Here is a 20,494-nt window from a genome sequence, read left to right on the forward strand (position 1 = left end):
GGTTCGCCCCGCGCCCTTGCGAAACAGGAAGTGGGACCGATGATCCGGCTGCTACTGGCCGACGACCAGGCGCTGGTTCGCGGCGCACTCGCCGCGCTGCTCGGACTGGAGTCCGACCTGGAGGTGGTCGGCGAGGTGGGGCGCGGTGACGAGGTGCTCGAGGCCGTCGGCCGCGCGAATCCCGATGTGGTGCTGCTGGATGTGGAGATGCCGGGCATGGACGGGATCGCCGTGGCGGCGCAGATCCATGCCGCACACCCCGGCGTGCGGATTCTCATGGTGACGACCTTCGGCAGGCCCGGTTATCTGCGTCGCGCGATCGACGCGGGCGCCGACGGCTTCGTCGTGAAGGACACTCCGGCAAGGGAACTCGCCGATGCCGTGCGCCGGGTGCAGTTGGGTCTGCGAGTGGTGGATCCGGCGCTCGCGGCCGAAACGCTCACGGCGGGTACGTCGCCGCTCACCGAACGGGAGCGCGAAGTCCTCGCCGCCGCGGCCGACGGGGCCACGGCGGGGGCCATCGCGAAGAAGCTGCATCTGTCCGAAGGCACGGTCCGCAACCATCTTTCGGCCGCCATCGGCAAGACCGGCAGCACCACCCGCGCCGAAGCCGTCCGCGCCGCCGAGCGACTCGGCTGGCTCTGAGCGGCTGTCGCCGCGTCCGGACGGCTTCGCCGCGGGTGCAGGCGACTATCCCAGCACGACGCAGGCGGGGCCCGCGCCGATGCCGGAGCCCGCGACGGTCACCGTGGTGAGGGTGTAGGCCTCGCCCTGCACGTACTCGGCGGCCCAGATCTTGTGCTCGCCCTTCTTGGCCGGCGTCCACACCGTGCTGGCCTTGCCCGACGCGTCCGCGACCGGACCGACCGGCTTGAACGTGGTGTCGGTGCGCGCACCGTCGACCTCGTCGAGGAACACGACCGTGGCGCCCGGCTTCGCGGTGGCCGTGACCGTGTAGGAGCAGCCGGCGCCTAGCGACGCGCCCGAGCTACCGAAGCTCAGCCCGGGCGAGACCTCGATCCGGGACACCGAGGCGCTCGCGCTGGGCGCGGCGAGCGCGAGCGCGGCGGTCACCGCACCGAACGCCGTAACCGCGGCGGCGGTTTTGGTCGAGAAGATCACGACAAATTCTTCCTTCCGACAACGAATTCCCCTGGCTGGGGCACGCCCGACACTTGCACAGGCGCTGGCCGAGATCAATGGGCCGAGCGGCTGATATCTCGGCGCGACGCGTCGCCGCTACCGGTGACCAGCGAACTTCGGAACTATGCTCGCCTGATAGTCCTCTGAGAATCAGGCAAAGCAGACACTTTTTCCGGGCTTGCGGCGTTGACACCGGTAGAGGGCCGACCCGGCCACCACGAAGGAGTGCGGTATGAGTCTCATCGGGACGCTGCTCGGAATCGTCTTGACGGTGTTCATTCTGCTGATGCTGGCCCGGCTCGTGCTGGACTGGATCGGCGTGCTCGGCAACAGCCCGGCGTGGTCGGGTAAGGCGCGTGACGTCACGCACGCGGCGACCGAGCCGGTGATCGCGCCGGTGCGCAAGGTGTTGCCGCCGATCCGCGCGGGCGGGTTGTCGATCGACCTGGCCTTTACCGCGGTGTTCATCGTCGCGCTGATTCTGCGCGCGGTCGCGTTCAGCCTCTGATCGGCGTTGCCGCCGAGGCTGTTTCCGAATTCATTCGTTCGGTATACAGGGCGGCAAAAGCGGCCGTACCGCGACATCGGTAGCCTTATATTTTCTGTGTGGGAGGACGACTCGCGCTGGTGATCGGATCGGAATGCGCTGTGCTGCCGCGCCTTTCGTTTCCGAAACAATTGGCTTGGGACCTGTATTCGAGTTTGAGTGAACGGGGCGCATGGCAACCGGCGACCTCCTATGACGGGCCTATTGTCGATCCGACCGCGACCGAGCTGCTCTCGGCGATGGACGAGGCTTTCCGGTCGGCCTCGACCCGGCAGGCGACCCTGCTGATCAGTTTCGTCGGTCACGGCCGGGCGACGGGTGCTTCGGATTTCTATCTGCTGGCGGTGGACACGCCCGAAGACGTCAACCTGCACAACGCTTTTCATTTGCCGCAGGAAATCCGGGAGCGCTTGAACCGGGCGTCGCTCGACGGTTTGATCGTGCTCGTCGACGCGTGCGAAACCGGGCAGGCGTTCACCGGCGCGGCCACCCGGTGGTTCGATCGGATCGACCAGGCAACCGGCCGTGTGGAGCTGCTGGTCGCGGCCGATGACGGCAGCGCGTACGGCGGCTGCTTCACCCGGACGATGGTGCAGACCTTCGCGACCGGTCTGGACCTGGGCGGGGCGAACCTGTTGCCCTCCGACCTGCGCTCACCGATCGCCACCACGTGTATCGGTCAGCATCCCAGTCACCTCGGCGCGGCTTTCGGCGGCGATGCCGGGCTGTGGCTCGTGCCCAATGTCGCGCGGCATCGCGACGCGGTGGCGGGGCGCCGCGCGGCGGGCCTGGTGGATCAGCTGACCCGCGGCGTCGTGCTGACCGCCACGCTGCGCCGGCGGCTCGAGGATGTGGTGAATGCACGGGGCTGGCGGTTGCGTGCGGTGGTCGGCTCGGCAGGATGCGGGAAGTCGACCTTGATGTCCTTGCTCGTCCGGCCCGATCTGGTGGGTGATCTCGACGACCAGTCCCCGCGCAGCATCACGGCCGCGGTCTTCCTGGACGTGTCGAGTTCGCTCGAGTCGTTCGTGGACGAGCTGGCCACCCAATTGACCGATCGCGTCGCGGGTTTCGCCGCGGCGCGCGAGGAAGTCGAGCGTGCCTACCTGGGTCGTTCCGGGCCCGATATCGACCAGTTCGCGTTGACGGTGACTCAGCCGCTGAGCGGGCTGCGCGAAAAACATCGCATCACGATCGTGGTCGACGGCCTCGACCAGCCGCGACCGGGCACGCGCGAATTCGTCGTCGCCGCCGTCGCCGAGCTGACCACCCGCGCCGATCTCCGCAATGTCCATGTGATCACCGGGATCCGGGAGGGTGCGGGGATCGAACACACCGCCGCGCTCGGCCATATGTGCCGGATCGATCTACAGCCGCCCACCGCCCGGGACATCGCCGGGGTGATCGGCAGAGGGCGAGCCGAATTCGCGCAAGCGCCGTGGGCCGAGTGGATCGGTGACGCGTGGCACCGGCTGGCGGCGCAGGCTCCGGCCGGTGGTTGGCTGCTCGCCCGGCTGCTTGCGGAGATCGTGTATCACCGCGGCGGCGATACCGATGTGCTCGAGGCGGTCGGTCTGACGGGTCTGATCGAGCGTCGTGTCGCGGCGGTGCTGCAAGGGGCCGAGGAGGATTCGGCGACCTTGCCGGTGCTCGGCGTGCTCACCGCGGCCGGCGCGGGTACGGTGCTGCCGATCGAGCTGTTGCGCGCGGCGCTGGCGGATCGGCATATCGCGTTGAGCGAGGCGCGGATTCGGGATCGCGTGGTGGCGTTGGGCGCGCTGATCGCGCGGGGGAGACCCGGTGTGGCGGAGGAGAGCCTGGGCATCGCGCACAGCGCCTTCGTAGCCCCGCTGATGGACGTGTTGCGCGAGAACGGTTTCGACCTGCGCGACGGGCATCGAGCCATCGCCGCGGCGCTGGCGGGCATTACGTCGGTGCAGGCGACCGAGTACGCCAACGGGTCGGCGGTGCGGCACTACCTCGCCTACGGCGATTCCGCCGCGGCGCTGCGGTATCTCGAAAGTCTCGACACCGGACGGGCTTCGGACAACCGCGACCGTTGGGCGGCGTGGTTGCCCGCGTTCCACGAGTCGGCCGATCCGCTCGACGTCCTGCGCGCCCGCTACAACCTCGCCTGGTGGCGCGGGGAAAGCGGCGACAAACAGGCAGCCGTCGAGGACTACGAGCGTTTGCTCGCCGACCGGCGTGTGGCGCTCGGCGACGACCACCCCGAGACCCTCGACACCCGCGACAATCTGGCCTGGTGGCATGGCAAGAACTGCGAGATCGCGCACGCGGTCGCGGAGTATCGGGTGTTGCTCCGCGATCGGCTGCGCGTGCTCGGGTCCGATGATGTGGCCACCTTGCGGGCGCGGGGAAATCTGTCCTACTGGCGTGGCCGCGGCGGCGACTTCGCCGGTGCGATCGCCGATACCGAGGCCCTGCTGCACGACCGTGTCAGGGTGCTCGGCCGCGACGATCCGGACACCCTAGCCACCCGAAGCAATCTCGCGTGGCTGCACGGTCGCAACGGTGAACCCGACCGGGCTGTCCACGAGTTGCGCGAATTGCTCGACGATCGGCGACGGGTGTTGGGCCCGGAGCACCCGAGCACCCTGGCGACCCGCTTCGATCTTGCGCAGTGGCGCGGCAAGAGCGGCGACATCGCCGGTGCCACAGCGGATTCCGAACTGCTGCTGACAGACGAGCGACGAATCTTCGGCCCCGACGATCTGCACACCTTCGGCGCCTGGTGTCATTTCGCCAAATGGATCGGGCACGGCGGGGACACCGCTCGGGCGGTCGCGGAACTCGAGCGGTTGCTGGCCGAGCAGACCCGCGTCCTCGGCAGGTCGAACATCGCCACGCTGTCCACCCGTAACCGGCTGGCCTGGTGGCGGGTGCAGAACGGCGAAACTGCCAGGGGAATAGTCGGTTTCGAGCAGGTGCTGGCCGACCGGCGGCGCATCCTGGGCCCGGACCACACCGATACGCTGCGGACCCGATACGACCTGGCGCGCTGTCGCGGCCGTGCCGGTGATGTGCCGGGTGCGGTCACCGAACTGGAGCGCGTGCTCGCCGATCGGATTCGGGTACTGGGCGTCCAGCACCCGCATACCAGAAAGACCGTCGCCGAGCTCGAATACTGGCGCGGCTCGACGTGATCAGGCCTGCGCCGGGCTCGTGGTGCTGCCGTAGGGGAGCAGTGTGCGGACGCCGCGCGCCAGCGTCTCCGGATCGACATCGCCGATGATCAAGTGCTGCAACATGAATCCGGGGAGAATTCCCATGATGGCGACGGCCACCGCGTGCAGGTCGGCATCGTCGGGAAGCCAGCCCGCGTCGCGCATCAGCTCGGTGTACTCGTACATGCGGTCACGGATGCCCATGATCGCCTCCTTGACGTACACCGCGGCCTCGGGGTGCACGAGTGCCAGCGCCCACGCCTGCGGGGCTAAACGGAGCGGTCCGTCGGGGCCGCTCTGCGCGATCATGTTCTCGGCGATCGCGCCGACCAGACGGTCCGGTGTCGGCAGGGGATCGGCGTGGATCAACTCGCCCATCACCGCGCGCAGGCCGACCGAGGTCTGCCCGGCCAGCGCCGCGATGAGCTCGTCCTTGCTCTTGAAATAGCGGTAGACGGCACCGGCCGACAGGCCCGATTCCGTGAAGACATCCTGCATGGAGGTTTCGTGGAAACCTCTGCGCGCGAAACACAGCCGCGCGGCGTCCAGGATCTGCTGCCTGCGACGTTCCAGGTGTTCTTCGCTGACCTTGGGCATGGGTCCAAAGTAAAACGAATATCCGTTCTTGACAAGTCCGAGGGTGCGTGCGACGCTCGATCCATCGAAAAAGAACGGTCATTCGATTTACGGGAGAACGTCATGAACATCAACCAGCGAGCGCTCGCCATCGGTGTCGGCGCCGCCCTGCTCCAAGCGCTGATGCTGGTCGCCTTCGCCTGGCCCGCGGCCAACATCGCACCGCGTGACGTGCCGATCGCCGTCACCGGCCCGCAGGCCGACATGGTGGTCGGCAAGCTCACCGCGCACAGTCCGGACGCGTTCGAGATTTCCCGGCCGGGTGACGCGGCGGCGGCCCGTGCCGCGATCGAGCACCGCGAGGTGTACGGCGCGATCGTCACCGGCGACGGCCCGCCCCGGGTGCTGGTCGCCTCGGCCGCGAGTCCCGCTGTGGCGCAACAACTCACGCAGATCGGGCAGCAGCTGTCCGCCGGTGCGGCGGCGCCGGTGGAGGATGTGGTGGCCGCCGATGCCGACGATCCGCGCGGCACCGCGTTCGGCGCGATGGTGCTGCCGCTGGTGATGTCCGGTCTCGCGGCGGGCGTCCTGCTCAGCCTGCTGATCCCGGCCTTCGGCGCAAAAGCGCTGGGACTGTGCACCTTCGGTGTGGTCGGTGGCCTGCTCAGCATGGAGATCGTGCACGGGTGGATGTCGGTGATCCCCGGTTCCTACCTGGTGCTGTCCGCGGTCGCCGGGCTCGCCTCGTTCGCGGTGGCGGGTGCGGTCGTCGGGCTCGCCGCCGTCATCGGCCGGGCGGGCATCGGGATCGCCGCCCTCACCCTGCTGCTCATCGGCAACCCGTTCTCCGCGGCCACCTCGGCCCCCGAGCTGCTACCGCAGCCGTGGGGCGCGATCGGCCAGCTCCTCCCGCCCGGTGCCGCCGCCTCGCTGTTCCGCTCGGTCGCCTTCTTCGACGGCGCCGCCGCCACGGGACCCCTTGTGGTCCTGCTGATCTGGGCGGTTGCCGGCCTGGCACTGCTCGCCGTCGCCGCTTTCCGTCCCCGCGCTGCGGCCGAGACCGTTACCGCCGCACCAGTTCCCGCTGCTGTGAGCTGACTCCGCCAACGGGGCATGCGGGCGCAGACTGCGCCCGCATGCCCCGTTCTCGTGTGCGTTCGGGCAATGACCACACGCGAGTCCGCGGGTTGAAACAGTGGGACTCGAGGGAAAGCGGCGGGCTCGGCTCAGGCGATGGTGAACGCCAAGGTCGGTGCGGTGGCCGCGCCTTCGGCTTTCTGGTTGTTATAGGTGAGGACGTAGTTGCCGGTCGCGGGGGCGGGGACGACGAAGACGACGTAGTTCTTCGGGTTGTCGATGGTCTTGCCCGCGTCGAGCAGCTCGTTGATCTGGCCGCGGTCGTCGGCGACCACGGTTTTGCCGTCGGGGGTCTGCAGCGAGAAATACTCGGTGAAGATGTTGGTGCCGCCCGCGGCGATCCCCGGCCCGCCGCTGATCTTGACGCGCAGCGCGAGTTCGTCCTTGCCGTGCTCGTTCTTGGCGTAGCTGGGAGCGAGCTTGCCCGCGGTCACCTCGATCGTGGTCTGGTCCTGCACCAGCGTGCCGGTGACGGGCAGCGTCTTCGGCTGGACGCTCTCGACCTTGCCCGCGGCACTGAGCGGAATCTTGGTCTGGTTGTCCGAGGCCTGGCCGTAGACCACGGTCATCGTGTCGAGCAGATGCTCCGCGTCCTTGGCCGACTTGACCGGCGTGGTCACCGACCCCTTGGCCGATCCGTTGCCGGGCACCGTCGGGTTGTCCCAGCTCGCGCCGCCGTCTACCTCGGTGCCGACCAGCAGCGAGGTGTTGTTGCTCATCGTCTTGTTGTCGAGCGTGGTGTTCTTGTAGGTGATGTCGATCAGCACCTTCGCGCCGCCGAATTCGTCCGGCACGACCGTGGCCTTGTCGACCGTGATGTCGAAGCCCTCGAACCAGCCGGTCTTGCCGACCGTGCGCACCGTCGCCTGAGCCGCGCTACCCGGCGCACCGGTCGCGGCCACGCTGGTGGCCGGCGTGCCGGAAGCCGGTGTCGCCGTGCCGTCTTTGTCGTTGCATGCCGTCAGCGCGAGCGCGGCGGCGCTGAGCAACGCGGCCGCTGCCGCGGTGGTGCGCAGCCGCCGGGGTCGCGCGGGGACTGCGGATGAGATCAGGGTCGAGCGCACGCTGCCTCCAGAAGATGTGCGAAACCCCAGAGCGCGATGCCCGGGTCGGCCGGGCGTCGCTGGGTTCGCGTTGAAATCTGCCGGGGGAAGCGCGGTGTTAACCAGAGACGGGTCCGCTGAGCGGACCGCAGGCGGCTAGGGCGCGGTGCGGCCGTCGCCGTTGCCGGCCGACTTGCAGGAGCGGCAGGTGCCGAACACCTCCATGGTGTGGCTGACCTCGGTGAAGCCGTGTTCGCTCGCGATCGCGTCGGCCCACGATTCCACCGTCGGGCCCTTCACCTCGACGGTGCGTCCGCAATGCCGGCAGACCAGGTGATGGTGGTGGCCGGTGGAGCACTGCCGATAGACGGATTCGCCGGTATCGGTACGCAATACGTCGACCATGCCCGCGTCGGCCAGCGATTGCAGGGTGCGATACACCGTGGTCAGGCCGATGCCCTCGCCGCGCTTGCGCAACTCGTCGTGCAATTCCTGGGCGGAACGGAACTCCTCGATATCACCCAGCAGCGCCGCGATCGCGCTGCGCTGCCGGGTACTGCGGATGCCGACCGGCTTCTGCGGTACGACCGTGTTGTCTGGCACGAATCACCCTTCCTCGGCGTGCGCGACGGCGTCTACGACAATATGCGCGAGATGGTCGTCGACGAGTTCGTAGAGCACCTCGCGACCGGACCGCTCGCCGTGGACGACGCCCGCGGACTTGAGGATGCGCAGATGCTGGCTCACCAGCGGCTGGGTGACGCCGAGCGCATCGACCAGTTCGTGCACACAGCGCGGCGACTCGCGCAGTTGCAGCACAATGGCGATGCGGACCGGTGCGGCGAGGGCGCGCAGCAGTTCGCCCGCGTCCTCCAGGACGTTGCGCGCCGGTACCGGTGCCGGCGCGGGCGAGCGGTACGGGTTGTGCGGGTGCACCGCGGCAGTCTCGGTGGTCATGTCACCAACTCCTTATTGGAAAGCGATCCCATTTTGATATGCACAGTTGCGCATGTCAAACGGGCGCGCCGAACAGTGCTGGTGCCGCGGCGATGCCCGTGCGGTGGAAACTCGGTTGGGCAGGGCCGATAGGCTGTGGGCGAGGTCTGATCGGACCCGACTGAATCCGACTCGTAGTGGATGGAGAATTCTCGAGTGGCACCCAAGTCGAAGGTGGACACCGTTGCCAACCTCGCCAAGCGCCGGGGTCTGGTGTACCCGAGCGGTGAGATCTACGGAGGCACCAAATCGGCATGGGACTACGGTCCCCTGGGCGTCGAGCTCAAGGAGAACATCAAACGGCAGTGGTGGCGTTCGATGGTCACCAGCCGCGAGGACATCGTCGGCCTCGACTCGTCGGTGATTCTGCCGCGCCAGGTGTGGGTGGCCTCCGGCCACGTCGGCGTGTTCAACGACCCGCTGGTCGAATGCCTCAACTGCCACCACCGCTTCCGCCAGGACCACCTGCAGGAGGCCTACGCGCTCAAGAACAAGATCGACGACCCGGACACCGTGTCGATGGAGCTGCTCGCGTGCCCGAACTGCGGCACTGTCGGCAAGTGGACCGAGCCGCGCGACTTCAACATGATGCTGAAGACCTACCTCGGCCCGATCGAGTCCGAGGAAGGCCTGCACTACCTGCGCCCGGAAACCGCGCAGGGCATCTTCGTGAACTTCGCGAACGTGATGACCACCGCGCGCAAGAAGCCGCCGTTCGGTATCGCGCAGATCGGCAAGAGTTTCCGCAACGAGATCACCCCCGGCAACTTCATCTTCCGCACCCGCGAGTTCGAGCAGATGGAGATGGAGTTCTTCGTCAAGCCCGGCGAAGACGCCGAATGGCACAAGTACTGGATCGAGACCCGGTTCTCCTGGTACACCGATCTGGGCATCAACCCGGACAACCTGCGGCTCTACGAGCACCCGAAGGAAAAGCTGTCGCACTACTCGGCGGGTACCACCGATATCGAGTACCGCTTCGGCTTCCAGGGCAACGAGTGGGGTGAGCTGGAAGGCGTCGCCAACCGCACCGACTACGACCTGAAGACGCACTCCGAGCATTCGGGCACCGAGCTCAGCTTCTTCGACCAGACCACCAACGAGCGCTACATCCCGTACGTGATCGAGCCCGCGGCCGGCCTGACCCGCTCGCTGATGGCCTTCCTGGTCGACGCGTACGCCGAGGACGAGGCGCCGAACGCCAAGGGCGGCGTGGACACCCGCACCGTGCTGCGGCTGGACCGCAGGCTGTCGCCGGTCAAGGCGGCCGTGCTGCCGCTGTCGCGCAACGCGGATCTCACGCCGAAGGCGAAAGACCTTGCGGCACAGCTGCGGCGGAACTGGAACGTGGAGTTCGACGACGCGGGCGCGATCGGCCGGCGCTACCGTCGGCAGGACGAGATCGGCACCCCGTTCTGCATCACCGTCGATTTCGACACGCTCGAGGATCAGGCGGTGACCATCCGGGAACGGGATTCGATGGCCCAGGAGCGGATCGCGCTGGACAAGGTCGAGGGCTACCTGGCCCAGCATCTGCTGGGCTCCTGAGCCTTTCGCGACCCGACGAACGACCCGCGCCGATCAGTCGGCGCGGGTCGTTCGTCGTTCAGTGACTCGGCGGCAGCGGTGGTGTCGGCGGAGTCGGCGGCAGCGGTGGCCGCTGCGATTCGGACTCGTTGCCGCGCACGGTGATTCCGATCGCCGTCGGGATGAGCAGGGCGCAACCCCACGGCACGGCCACCCAGAACGGCCAGAAGTACCCCAAACCGGTGGCCGCCCAGATCAACAGGCAGAGCATGTTCACGAAGACCCACGGGGTCCACATGATGACCACCCACTGCGGCACCCGTTTCGACACGGCCTCGCGGGTATTGCGTTGCGTCGGCAGGTCGGCCAGCAGCGGCGTCAGCTCGCCGTAGGTCTTGGCGGCATACACCTGCTGCAACCGGTCGTCGAATTCGTGCAGGCTCAACCTGCCCTCGTTCATCGCCAGACGCAGTTGTTCGACGATCTTCTCGCGGTCCGCGTCAGAGGCCCGCACGTGCTCCACTCCCACGACAGTCAGCGTAGGACGTGGCGCGCCACCTGTGCACCACTTGTTCTGGTGTGGTCAGCGGGGAACGTCCCAGAACGCCAGCTCGTGCCGCATGCCCTCCAGGAACAGGGCTTCGGCCCGGGCGGGGTCCGCGCCCGCCTCATCGATCATCTGGGCGATGCGGCGGGTGAGGTCGGCGAAGCCGGGGTCGGCGTAGGTGTCGACCCAGCGGCGGTAGCGCGGTTCGGCGGGCGGGTTCTCGGCCAGCCGCGCGCCCAGGTTCGAATAACCCCACATGCACGGGTAGAGGGCGGCCAGGCCCTCGGCGTAGTCGGCCGCCGACTCCAGCAGGAATGACGTATATGCCGTGCAGGCAACGCCTTTGGTGGCGCCGTCGAGGTCGGCGCCGAACTCGGCGGCCAGGGAGCGGTGCAGCGACAGTTCGTCGTGGTAGGTGGCGTGCGCCAGATCCACCAGGTCGGCGAGGTGGGCCGACGGCGCCTGCCAGGCCAGGCGGCTGAACACCCGGACGTAGTCGAGCAGGAAGAGGTAGTCCTGCTCGAGCCAGGAGCGGAAGATCGGCTCGGGCAGATCACCCTTGGCGATCCCGGCCACCGTGGGATGCGTGAGCTGATGCTCGACCAGCGGACGGCCGAGTTCCTCCAGATGTGCGGCAAGACTCATGCCGACCAGTCTTGCGTACCCCGCGGTTTGCACCCGCGCGGGTGTTACCGCACGCTTGCGAGGTGTTGCGGGATGAGGATGCGGTGGTGCGGGTGCTGGCGCCGTCGGAACAGCGGTTCGTACGGCACGGCACGTACACGGGGCGCTCGGTGTCGGTGCGGGGAGCGGTGGATATCGCGGCGGTGCAGGGGGCGTTCGCCGCGTTGCAGGCGACGTATCCGGTGATCACCTGCCGGATCGGTGAAGACGACGAGGGGACCGGATATCTACTGCGCCCGGGGGATTCGCCGGTCGGGGCGACGGTGACCGACGGGGATGTCGAGACGATCGGGTTGCCCGCGACGCCGCTCGACCCCGGCACCCAGCTCGCCTACCTCGACGTGGTCGGGTCCGAAGACCGTTGGCGGCTCACACTGTTCGCGCATCACAGCGTCGCGGACGCCGGGCACTGCGTCGAACTGCTCGCCCGATTCTGGGACCACTACACCGGCCTCGTCGAAGGAACACCGGTGGCCGGTGTGCCGCATGACTACCCGCAGCCGTTGGAATGGCATGTGGCGCAACGGGGGATCGTTGCGGGGGCGGTGTCCGGTTTCGAGGCCGTCACCCGGCCGCTGCCGGTGCCCGCCCCCGTCGTGACCGCGGCTCGCGCGGACGCCTGCGGTGCCGTATCGGTGACCATCCGGTCGTCCGGGTCCGCGGTCGCGGTGCCCAGCTCCCTTGCCCGCCCCTTGCGGACCCGCCTCGACGCGGCGGTCACGGCACGGATCGTCGCGCTCGGGCGGCATCGCGGGGTGAGCGTGAACGGGTTGGTCACCGCGGCGCTGTTGCGCGCGTTCGCGTCCGGAATCACCGATGCCGCAACCGGTCCGGTGCCGCTCGGCTGCCTGTATCCGGTGGATATGCGTGCCAGGCTGGTGCCGAAGGTGGCTCCCGGGGAGGGCACCAACATGGCGGGGCTCGCCTCGTTCGCCGCCGAGGTCGACCTGTCGGCGAGCGTCCTCGAGCTGGGCGGGCGGATCGCGCAGCAGTTGCGTGCCGACCTCGCCGCGGGCATCGTGCAACAGTCGGTGCTGCATTTCCCGGACTTCTTCGGGGACAAGCGGATCCACTCGCTGGCCGGTCACGTCGCGGTGACGAACACCGGGGCGGTGCCGTCGTTCCGGACCCCGGCCGGCTTGGAACTCACCGATTACGAGATCGTCTACCTCTCGGCCCATCCGCGCCCGTCCACCGGAGCCTCGGCAGCCGTGACCTTCCTCGTCTACACCTTCCACGGCGCACTGACGATCGGCCTGCTGGGTGGCGGTTCCGAGGCGAACGGGCTCCTGGACGCGGTACGCAAAGAACTGCTCGCCCTGTCCGGCGAGACGATCCTCAGCGATGACCGGTAGCTGACGCAGTGCGGCCGCAGCACCCGAACGGCGCGGCACTTGCGCTGCCGTCCAGGTCGGCGCGGGCACGCGGGCACGCGGCCACGCGGCCACGCGGCCACGCGGCCACGCGGCCACGCGGCCGCGAGTACGCCGCGCACGTTTCGTCGCGCCGCGCACGAAATCGTCGGCGAATCCGCGCGCGGGACGCGAATATGCGCGCGGCGCGGTGGACCCGATCGTGTGCGCGGCGCGACGCCGCTGGTCGGCGTGGCGCGACGCCGCTGGTCGGCGTGGCTGACGTCCCTGGTCGGCGTGGCGCGACGCCGCTGGTCGGCGTGGCTGACATCGCTGGTCGACGTGGCCGACGCCGCTGGTCGGCGTGGCTTTCGGCATCGTGTCCGGCTGGTCGGCGGGTGGTCCGGGCAGCGGTGCCGTACTAGGGACGGCGGGGGTGAAACGAGTTGGCCGGTTGGGCAGGTCGGGCAGAATGCTGGGTGACAGCGGACGATCGGGTTGGAAGCGGGTGCCGGCGATGGTGACGAACGGAGACGGAAGGATGGGCGCGGCCGCGGTCGGGATAGCGGCCCTCGGCGTCGGCGAGGCGATCGCTGCGACCAGGGGCGGCTCGCTGATCGACACGCTCGGGCGGGCCGTGATCGACGTCACGCCGGTGCCGGTGGTGGAGGCCACTGTCGCGCTGTCAGGCCGGCACGACAAGGCGGCCACCCGGCTGGGCGTCGGCGCGGGCGCGGTGGCGGCGACCGTCGGACTCGGTGCGCTGCCGCAGCGCTTGCGCACCCCCGCCGCGATCGCGTTCGGGGCCGGCGCCGCGGCGCTGGCGACCCGGCTGTCCACCCGCTCCACGTCCACCGTCGCGGGCGCGGTCGCCGCGGCCGGCGTGCTGGCCACCGGACTGCCCCGGCGGCCGCGCGGACTGCTGCGCACGCTCGCCTGGGCGGCGGCCGGCGGCGGGATGTTCGCGGCCGCGCATACCCTGCACCACGATCTGGACCGCAAGCAGGACAACGACATTCGCCGGGTCGGTCCGATGGGGGCGCTCGGGGTCGTACCCGAGGACGGCCTGGAGGGCGAGCCCGGCTTGTCGCCCTTGGTCACCGCGGCCCGGCGGATGTACGTCGCCGACGTGAACCTGCGTCCGCCCCGGATCGATCCGATCCACTGGCGGCTGTCGGTCACCGGCAAGGTCGCGCATCCGCTGCGCCTGTCGCTGGCCGAATTGGCCGAGGACGCGGTGGAATTCGACGCAGTCATGGTGTGCGTGCACAACCGCCCCGGCGAGGGACGGGCAGCGAACGGGCGCTGGTTCGGCGTTCCGCTGGCCGATCTGCTGAAGCACGCGATCCCGGAGACCGGCGCGACCAGGCTGGTCACCAAAGCCGTGGACGGCTACACGATCTCGCTGCCGGTCGAGCCGCTGCGTTCCGGCGAATGGCCGGGTTACGTGGTGATCGGCATGAACGGCGAACCGCTGACGCCCGCACACGGTTTCCCCGCCCGCGTCTTCGTGCCGGGTCTGTACGGCCAGTACACCGGCGCGAAATGGCTGGGGGAGCTGGAGCTCGCCGACGACAGCCACGTCGACTACTGGTGGAAGCGAGGCTGGCCCGCCGGACCGCTGTGGGTACCCCCGCAGGCCCGCATCGATGTCACCGCGCCGGGCCGGACGGCCGCCGGTACCACCACCTTGGCGGGTGTCGCCTGGGCCCCGCCGCAGGGCGTATCAGACGTGGAAGTTCGTGTCGGTCAAGGTGATTGGTTCCCCGCCGAGCTCGGCACCGAGCTCGCCCCGGCCGCGTGGCGGCGCTGGCGCACCACCGTCGACCTCCCGCCGGGTGAACACGTCGTGCAGGCCCGCGCCATCAGCCGCGCCGGTGATGTTCAGGAGGGCAAGCACCGCGCGCCGTTCCCGACGGGCCCGTCGGGCTTCCACACGGTCACCGTCCAGGTCTGACCAAGATCAGGGGGAACTGATGGCGGCAGGCTCTCGGGCGATGCCGCCACCAGTTCCCCCTGAGCGCGGTCACTTGGCGACGATCGGCTCCTGGAGTTCGGTCACCCAGCCGCTCTGGTCCTCGGTGTAGACGAGGGTGACCTCGCGGCTGGGACCGGTGGTGCGATAACCGTTTTCGTCGATCCAGCGGCCGAGCGCCTGCCACGGTTCCAGGACATCGTTCATGCTGCCCTTGTGGACCACCGTGGCCGCCCGCTCGATGGCTGGTAGATCGACGATCTCGAAGTCGTAGGCCGCGCTGGGTTCGACATCGACCGGCATCGCGGCGTGCGCGAGCACCGAACCGTCTTCGCGCTGTTCGTAATACGCGATGCCGCACCCGACGATCGGCACGCCCGCCACCTCCAGCCTGCGGCAGATGTCCTCGAACAGCGGCCCGATCACCGGGCCGATCGAGCTGGGCTCGAAATCGCCTGCGGTATCGGACAGTACGGCCACCCGAACGGCGGGCAGGGGTTTGACGATCACATCATGGACGGGCATAGCGCCCTCCTTCTCGATGATGCGGAGCCTCGATTCGACCTGGGCGAGCCGGGCGCTGTCGCTCGCGATGCGCTGCTCCAGCTCGCCGCGGCGCAGCGTGAGCATGCCGCGCAGTTCCGCGGCCGTGACCTTGTCGTCCAGAATCCGGCCGACCTGGTCCAGCGTGAAGCCGAGATCCTTGAGCGCGACAACGCGATTCAGCCGGGCCAGCTGGCCGCCCGAGTAGAAGCGGTAGCCGCTGGACGCGTCGACCCGATCCGGGCGCAACAGTCCGATGGCGTCGTAGTGGCGCAGCATGCGCACCGACACCCGTCCGTGTCTGGCGAAGTCTCCGATGGTGAACATAACGACTCCCGGTCTATGGCCTCACACGGTGTCAGGGTCAAGTAGCGCCCGGTATTCGATCAGAATCGGCCGCCGCGACTGATGCGCCGCGACCCGGACGAGCCGCCGTAGGAGCCCGCGCCCCAGCCACCCGATCCGGCACGGCGGCCACCGCTCGCGGCGCCGCGCAGCAGTCCGTCGATCAGAATGCCGCCGAGTACCGCACCCGCCTGCGCGGTGCCCGACGGCGGTTGGCTCGCCTCCCAGGCTCGCACGCTGGCCTGCGCCGCCTGCAGTGCGCGTCCGCCGAGGTCGGCGGCGGCCTGGGCGTTGGTCAGGGCCTGTGCCGGATCGGTGGGACTCAACTGCTGCGCCGCCGCGAGATTGCGTTGCGCCTCCGACAGCCGGGTGCGCGCCTCGGCGTCGATCCCGCCGCGCCGGGTGGTGATGTAGTCGGCCGCCGCGCGCACCCGGGCGCCCGCGTCGGTGAGCGCGCGATCGAGTCTGCGCCGCAGATCCTCGGCGGCGAGTTTGCGGTCGGTGGCCGCGGCGATGGCACGGTCCAGGTCGGTGTCGGCGGCCACGGCGTCGTGGAAGGCGTCCAGCGGGTCGGCCTCCGCAGCCGCTGCGGCTCTGGTCAGCGCCGTTCGTGCCGCATCGGTCGCGGCGGCCAGTTCCGGGCCGCCGTACTCGGAAAGCTCGGTGGCGGAGGCGATATCGCGGCGCAGCTCGTCCAGCACCGCGGGCAGTCCGTCGCGCGCCTGCTGGATATCGGTGGCGGCGTTCTCGACGGCGTCGAGCAGCGTGCGAGCCTGCCCGACCGCCGCTTCGGCCGACCGGATCGCGGCCACCGCGCCGCCCTGCTTGCCGACGGGCTGGGTGAGGGCGCTGCGGCCCGCGTCGATGTTCTGCTCCGCGAACGTGATTCGTTCCCCCGCCATGGTCACGTTGTCGTGGATCGGGGCGAGCACGCTCGCCGGATGTGCCGCGGTGAGCCGGGACATCTCCGCCTCGGCGGCTGGGACGCGGCTCTTCAATTCGACCAGATCCCTGGTGAGCCCGGACAATCGGTCGGCGGCGTTGATCAGCAGGTTACGCATCGCGTCGAATTCGGCCACCTGGGCGTCGAGTTCGCGATCGGCGCGGCCCACCGTGCCGATCAGGTCGACCAGCAGTGTGCGCTGCTCGTCCGGGGTTTCCGGAATATCGTCGTCCAGTCGCTGCCGGATCGAGAAGGCCTTGGCGGCGGCGGTTTTCGCGTGGTCGAGCGCGGTGGTGAAGGGGAGCGTGGCGGTCGCGCCGAACTCGCCGCTGGCCAGTTCCAGCTCCTCGCCGCTGGTCCGGATGGCGTTGTCGATCTCGACGAGGGCCTCGCGCGAGCGCGCGTCCAACGCCTCGACCGGCAAGGCCGCCAGTGCGGTGGTGTTGTCCGGGTCTATGTTCCGGGCCGCCGCGAGTTCGGCTCGTGCCCGCGTGCGACTTCGCTTGCGGGAGTAGAGCACCAACCCCACGATGACGAGCACGAGTACGCCGCCGAGAAGCAGCAGCACCCGAATGTCGGTGCCGCCGCGCATCGCCGAGTTCAGGCCGTCCGCGGTGGCGATGCCTGCGTCCGCCCACCGGCCGTCGCGCAGTGCGGGCTCCACCTCCCGGGTGAGCAGGCTGTCCAGCTCGGCATCGCTGATACCGCTCGGCGCGTCGCCGTCCAGGCGGTAGGCGCGATCCTGGGTCGCGATGGCGAGCAACAGATCGCGCGTGCCGAGATCCGATTTCGCCGCGGTCTGATCGGCCCACTGCTGTGACCCGAGACCGCCGAAATCGCGCACATAGACCACCCACAACCGCACCTGGTGGTCCGCGTACAGCTGGTTCACCGCCGAGCGCACCTGATCGAGCTGTCCTTGGTCGAGGGCTTTCGCCGGATCGACCACGTAGGTGTCCAAGCGGACCGGCGGCTCGGGGTGTGCCAGGGGCGCGCCCGCGATGGTGACAGCGAGACAGGCCGCCACCGCGGCGGTCCAGCGGACGACACGACTCGGTAGCGACATGCGACGAATCTAGCGCGCGGCAGGTCGAGGCGGTGGGTGCCGCGAGTGGTCGCGGTAGGCGCCAGGTGACTAGCATCGAAAACGTGATCACCATCGATCGCCCGTATACCGGCCATGTTTCGGCGGATTCGAATCCGCAGCAGCGCGATGTCGCGGGTGCGCGCATAGTCAAGATGTCCGTCGGCGGCATGGACAACAACTGCTACCTCGTGCAATGCACGGGTACCGGCGCCACGCTGCTCATCGACGCCGCGAACGACCCGGCGCGCATCGAAGCCCTCGTCGATCATGTGGCGCCCGGTCAGATCGCCTTGATCGTCACCACCCATCAGCATCCGGACCACTGGTTCGCGCTGAAGGAGACGACCGCCGCGACAGGCGCGCCGACCGCGGCCCACCCGCTGGACGCCGATCCGTTGCCGGTGCGTCCCGATCGGCTGCTCGCCGACGGCGAGCACATCGAGGTCGGCAACCTTTCGTTCGAGGTCATCCATCTCAGCGGCCACACGCCCGGCTCGGTCGCCCTCGCGTGCACCGACGGCGACGGTCTCGTGCACCTGTTCACCGGCGACTCGCTGTTCCCCGGCGGCGTCGGCCGCACCAACAGCCCGGCCGACTTCGACTCGCTCTACCAGGACGTGACGACCAAGATCTTCGCCCGCTACCCCGACGACACCGTCGTCTATCCCGGCCACGGCGACGACACCACGCTCGGTACCGAGCGTCCCCATCTCGGTGAATGGCGCGAACGCGGCTGGTAACCCCGGCCGGTAGCCTCACCCCCGTCGCGCTGGGGCGAACAACCCGCGCGCGAGACACCTACTGGCAGACTTGGGGAGTGGATTTGCCATCGATGCGCGCTCGAGCCGGTGCGGCGCCCGACCCTGCCCAGGCCACGCCGCCCGCGCGCGGTTTCGCCGCCGGGCTGCTGCGCTGGACGCGCCGGCTGGTCGTCGGCTCGGTGCTGATGGGGCTGGTGCTGGTCGGCGGAACCGCCTTCCGGGTCTGGCAGGTCGCGCGGATCGACGACTACACCCAGGCCGACGCCATCGTGGTGCTCGGTGCCGCGCAGTACTCCGGCACGCCGTCCTCGGTGTTCGAGGCCCGACTCGACCAGGCCTACAAGCTGTTCCGGCTCGGCGTGGCGCCGCGGGTGATCACCGTCGGCGGCAAACAGGAGGGTGACCTCTACACCGAGGCGGCGTCCGGCAAGAACTATCTGCAATCGCGCGGCATCCCGAGCGACCGGATCCTCGCGGTGGAGACCGGTTCGGACACGCTGCGCAGCGTCGAGGCGGTCGCCACCGCCATGCAGGCCCGCGACATGTCCGCCGCCGTGCTGGTGAGCGATCCGTGGCATTCGCTGCGCACCCGCACCATGGCCCGCGACGAGGGCCTCGACGCGTGGACCGCGCCGACCAGAACCGGGCCCGCCGTCTACACCCGTGAGTCGCAGGCCCACGGAATCGCCAGGGAGACAGGCGCTCTGCTCTGGTATCAGCTCACCCATTTCGCGGCGGACTTCCGATACACGGCCGGACAGTGAGCGAGAACCGAAGGTGCGGTAGGGTTTTCGGCCCGAAAGGGCCGTGCGTGAGCGAGGTGGAGTAGTGCAGAACTACAGCGAGCCGGACTACGAACGGTTGGTCGTCGAGCGGCCGAAGACGGCGGGCCTCGGCGCGCCGGGTAGCGAATTCGAGGTCGGGCACCGCACCGAATTCGCCCGCGATCGGGCCCGGGTGCTGCATTCGGCGGCGTTGCGCCGGCTCGCCGACAAGACACAGGTGATGGGCCCCCGCGACGGGGACACGCCGCGCACCCGGCTCACCCATTCGCTCGAGGTGGCCCAGATCGGCCGCAGCATCGGCGAAGGCCTCGGCTGCGATCCCGACCTGGTGGACCTGGCCGGCTTGGCGCACGACATCGGCCACCCGCCGTACGGGCACAACGGCGAGAAGGCGCTCGACCATTTCGCCGACGCGCACGGCGGTTTCGAAGGCAACGCGCAGAACCTGCGGATCCTCACCCGCCTCGAACCCAAGGTGCTCGACCCCGCCGGGGTGAGCGCGGGCCTGAATCTCACCCGGGCCTCGCTCGACGCGGCACTCAAGTATCCCTGGGGCAGAACCGGTCCCGGCACCAAGTTCGGCGCCTACGACATCGATGCCGAACGACTCGCGTGGATTCGCAAGGGCGCGCCCGAACGTCGCCGCAGCCTCGAATGCCAGATCATGGACTGGGCCGACGATGTCGCGTACTCCGTGCACGACGTCGAGGACGGCGTCATCGCCGGACGCATCGATCTGCGGGCGCTGGCCGACCCGTGGGAGCAGGAGGCGCTGGCCAGCCTCGGCCGGCACAAGCACTACTCGCTGTCCGCCGAGGAACTCGTCGCCGCGGCGCAACGCCTCTCCGAGCTGCCGGTCGTCGCCGCGGTTCCCGCCTACGACGGCACCCTGGCCAGCTCGGTCGCGTTGAAACGACTCACCAGCGAACTCGTCGGGCGGTTCGCCACCGGCGCGATCACCGCGACGCGCGAGACCGCGGGCACCGGACCACTGTCGCGGTACGGCGCGGATCTCGAGGTGCCGCTCATCGCGGCCGCCGAGGTCGCGGTGCTCAAGACCGTGGCGTTGCACTACGTCATGTCCGACCGTGATCACAAACTGCGCCAGGCCGGGCAGCGCGACCAGATCCAGGCGGTCGCCACCCGGCTGCTCGCGACCGCGCCGAACGGACTCGACCCCCTGCTGCTGCCGTGGTGGCACGCCGCCGCCGACGACACCGCGCGGGTGCGCGTCATCGTCGATCAGATCGCGTCCTACACCGAGAGCCGGCTCGAACGGGTGGCCGCGCTGCTCGGCGTCTGAGCGTGTGAACAGCCA

The 20,494-nt window shown here is 69.3% G+C and carries 19 protein-coding genes; 10 read left to right on the forward strand and 9 right to left on the reverse strand.

What is annotated here, in order from left to right; all coding sequences use genetic code 11:
• Nucleotides 1-39: 39 nt before the first annotated feature.
• Nucleotides 40-645 (forward strand): response regulator transcription factor, encoded by a 606-nt coding sequence (locus O3I_RS09890; RefSeq protein ID WP_014982767.1) that lies wholly within the window; start codon nt 40-42, stop codon nt 643-645.
• 45 nt (nt 646-690) lie between these two features.
• Here the strand turns inward: O3I_RS09890 and O3I_RS09895 are convergent, their stop codons facing one another.
• Complete coding sequence (locus O3I_RS09895; RefSeq protein ID WP_014982768.1) at nt 691-1,122, reverse strand: hypothetical protein; 432 nt, start codon at nt 1,120-1,122, stop codon at nt 691-693.
• Nucleotides 1,123-1,375: 253 nt separating this feature from the next.
• On the opposite strand from O3I_RS09895, the gene O3I_RS09900 reads away from it, so the two are divergent.
• On the forward strand, nt 1,376-1,651 hold the full coding sequence (locus O3I_RS09900) for a YggT family protein (RefSeq protein WP_014982769.1): 276 nt from the start codon (nt 1,376-1,378) through the stop codon (nt 1,649-1,651).
• Between the two features lie 98 nt (nt 1,652-1,749).
• Entirely contained in the window at nt 1,750-4,854 is a 3,105-nt protein-coding gene (locus tag O3I_RS42525) for a tetratricopeptide repeat protein (RefSeq protein WP_051066545.1), read from the forward strand.
• Here O3I_RS42525 and O3I_RS09910 read toward each other — a convergent pair whose 3' ends face one another.
• A complete protein-coding gene (locus O3I_RS09910; protein WP_014982771.1) occupies nt 4,855-5,472 on the reverse strand; it encodes a TetR/AcrR family transcriptional regulator in 618 nt (205 codons plus the stop codon). It abuts the gene before it with no gap.
• Between the two features lie 102 nt (nt 5,473-5,574).
• Between O3I_RS09910 and O3I_RS09915 the strand changes: the two genes are divergently transcribed.
• The gene (locus O3I_RS09915) at nt 5,575-6,549 is read left to right on the forward strand and encodes a hypothetical protein (protein ID WP_014982772.1); all 975 of its coding nucleotides are present in this window, start codon (nt 5,575-5,577) and stop codon (nt 6,547-6,549) included.
• Nucleotides 6,550-6,677: 128 nt separating this feature from the next.
• Here O3I_RS09915 and O3I_RS09920 read toward each other — a convergent pair whose 3' ends face one another.
• The 3 genes from O3I_RS09920 to O3I_RS09930 all read right to left on the reverse strand — a co-directional run bounded on the left by O3I_RS09920 (nt 6,678) and on the right by O3I_RS09930 (nt 8,588).
• Entirely contained in the window at nt 6,678-7,652 is a 975-nt protein-coding gene (locus O3I_RS09920) for a hypothetical protein (RefSeq protein WP_014982773.1), read from the reverse strand.
• A 135-nt stretch (nt 7,653-7,787) separates the two neighbouring features.
• Nucleotides 7,788-8,234: a Fur family transcriptional regulator gene (locus O3I_RS09925; protein WP_014982774.1), complete on the reverse strand. Its 447-nt coding sequence runs from the start codon at nt 8,232-8,234 to the stop codon at nt 7,788-7,790.
• A gap of 3 nt (nt 8,235-8,237) precedes the next feature.
• The gene (locus tag O3I_RS09930) at nt 8,238-8,588 is read right to left on the reverse strand and encodes an ArsR/SmtB family transcription factor (protein WP_014982775.1); all 351 of its coding nucleotides are present in this window, start codon (nt 8,586-8,588) and stop codon (nt 8,238-8,240) included.
• A 195-nt stretch (nt 8,589-8,783) separates the two neighbouring features.
• On the opposite strand from O3I_RS09930, the gene O3I_RS09935 reads away from it, so the two are divergent.
• Complete coding sequence (locus tag O3I_RS09935) at nt 8,784-10,175, forward strand: glycine--tRNA ligase (RefSeq protein ID WP_014982776.1); 1,392 nt, start codon at nt 8,784-8,786, stop codon at nt 10,173-10,175.
• Between the two features lie 58 nt (nt 10,176-10,233).
• On the opposite strand, the gene O3I_RS09940 is transcribed toward O3I_RS09935, so the two are convergent.
• Together O3I_RS09940 and O3I_RS09945 are read right to left on the reverse strand one after the other, a co-directional pair.
• Nucleotides 10,234-10,683: a DUF1707 SHOCT-like domain-containing protein gene (locus O3I_RS09940; RefSeq protein WP_141691962.1), complete on the reverse strand. Its 450-nt coding sequence runs from the start codon at nt 10,681-10,683 to the stop codon at nt 10,234-10,236.
• A 54-nt stretch (nt 10,684-10,737) separates the two neighbouring features.
• Entirely contained in the window at nt 10,738-11,346 is a 609-nt protein-coding gene (locus O3I_RS09945) for a TenA family protein (protein ID WP_014982778.1), read from the reverse strand.
• Between the two features lie 62 nt (nt 11,347-11,408).
• On the opposite strand from O3I_RS09945, the gene O3I_RS09950 reads away from it, so the two are divergent.
• Entirely contained in the window at nt 11,409-12,740 is a 1,332-nt protein-coding gene (locus tag O3I_RS09950) for a phthiocerol/phthiodiolone dimycocerosyl transferase family protein (RefSeq protein ID WP_141691961.1), read from the forward strand.
• Between the two features lie 514 nt (nt 12,741-13,254).
• Nucleotides 13,255-14,694, forward strand: coding sequence for a molybdopterin-dependent oxidoreductase (locus O3I_RS42530; protein ID WP_141691960.1), 1,440 nt, complete (start codon nt 13,255-13,257; stop codon nt 14,692-14,694).
• A gap of 69 nt (nt 14,695-14,763) precedes the next feature.
• Here the strand turns inward: O3I_RS42530 and O3I_RS09960 are convergent, their stop codons facing one another.
• Nucleotides 14,764-15,582 (reverse strand): MerR family transcriptional regulator, encoded by an 819-nt coding sequence (locus O3I_RS09960; protein ID WP_014982781.1) that lies wholly within the window; start codon nt 15,580-15,582, stop codon nt 14,764-14,766.
• A 59-nt stretch (nt 15,583-15,641) separates the two neighbouring features.
• Nucleotides 15,642-17,609: a TPM domain-containing protein gene (locus O3I_RS09965; RefSeq protein ID WP_014982782.1), complete on the reverse strand. Its 1,968-nt coding sequence runs from the start codon at nt 17,607-17,609 to the stop codon at nt 15,642-15,644.
• A 65-nt stretch (nt 17,610-17,674) separates the two neighbouring features.
• On the opposite strand from O3I_RS09965, the gene O3I_RS09970 reads away from it, so the two are divergent.
• The 3 genes from O3I_RS09970 to O3I_RS09980 all read left to right on the forward strand — a co-directional run bounded on the left by O3I_RS09970 (nt 17,675) and on the right by O3I_RS09980 (nt 20,479).
• Nucleotides 17,675-18,370, forward strand: a complete 696-nt coding sequence (locus tag O3I_RS09970; RefSeq protein WP_014982783.1) for an MBL fold metallo-hydrolase — start codon at nt 17,675-17,677, stop codon at nt 18,368-18,370.
• A 92-nt stretch (nt 18,371-18,462) separates the two neighbouring features.
• A complete protein-coding gene (locus tag O3I_RS09975; protein WP_014982784.1) occupies nt 18,463-19,155 on the forward strand; it encodes a YdcF family protein in 693 nt (230 codons plus the stop codon).
• Nucleotides 19,156-19,219: 64 nt separating this feature from the next.
• On the forward strand, nt 19,220-20,479 hold the full coding sequence (locus O3I_RS09980; RefSeq protein ID WP_014982785.1) for a deoxyguanosinetriphosphate triphosphohydrolase: 1,260 nt from the start codon (nt 19,220-19,222) through the stop codon (nt 20,477-20,479).
• Nucleotides 20,480-20,494: the final 15 nt, after the last annotated feature.

This window comes from Nocardia brasiliensis ATCC 700358 (genome assembly GCF_000250675.2).
Classification (GTDB): Bacteria; Actinomycetota; Actinomycetes; order Mycobacteriales; family Mycobacteriaceae; genus Nocardia; species Nocardia brasiliensis_B.

Coding starts and splice junctions, on each gene's coding strand:
- O3I_RS09890 (WP_014982767.1), top strand. CDS start 40: ATGATCCGGCTGCTACTGGCCGACGACCAGGCGCTGGTTCGCGGCGCA.
- O3I_RS09900 (WP_014982769.1), top strand. CDS start 1,376: ATGAGTCTCATCGGGACGCTGCTCGGAATCGTCTTGACGGTGTTCATT.
- O3I_RS09910 (WP_014982771.1), bottom strand. CDS start 5,472: ATGCCCAAGGTCAGCGAAGAACACCTGGAACGTCGCAGGCAGCAGATC.
- O3I_RS09915 (WP_014982772.1), top strand. CDS start 5,575: ATGAACATCAACCAGCGAGCGCTCGCCATCGGTGTCGGCGCCGCCCTG.
- O3I_RS09930 (WP_014982775.1), bottom strand. CDS start 8,588: ATGACCACCGAGACTGCCGCGGTGCACCCGCACAACCCGTACCGCTCG.
- O3I_RS09945 (WP_014982778.1), bottom strand. CDS start 11,346: ATGAGTCTTGCCGCACATCTGGAGGAACTCGGCCGTCCGCTGGTCGAG.
- O3I_RS42530 (WP_141691960.1), top strand. CDS start 13,255: ATGGTGACGAACGGAGACGGAAGGATGGGCGCGGCCGCGGTCGGGATA.
- O3I_RS09960 (WP_014982781.1), bottom strand. CDS start 15,582: ATGTTCACCATCGGAGACTTCGCCAGACACGGACGGGTGTCGGTGCGC.
- O3I_RS09965 (WP_014982782.1), bottom strand. CDS start 17,609: ATGTCGCTACCGAGTCGTGTCGTCCGCTGGACCGCCGCGGTGGCGGCC.
- O3I_RS09975 (WP_014982784.1), top strand. CDS start 18,463: ATGCGCGCTCGAGCCGGTGCGGCGCCCGACCCTGCCCAGGCCACGCCG.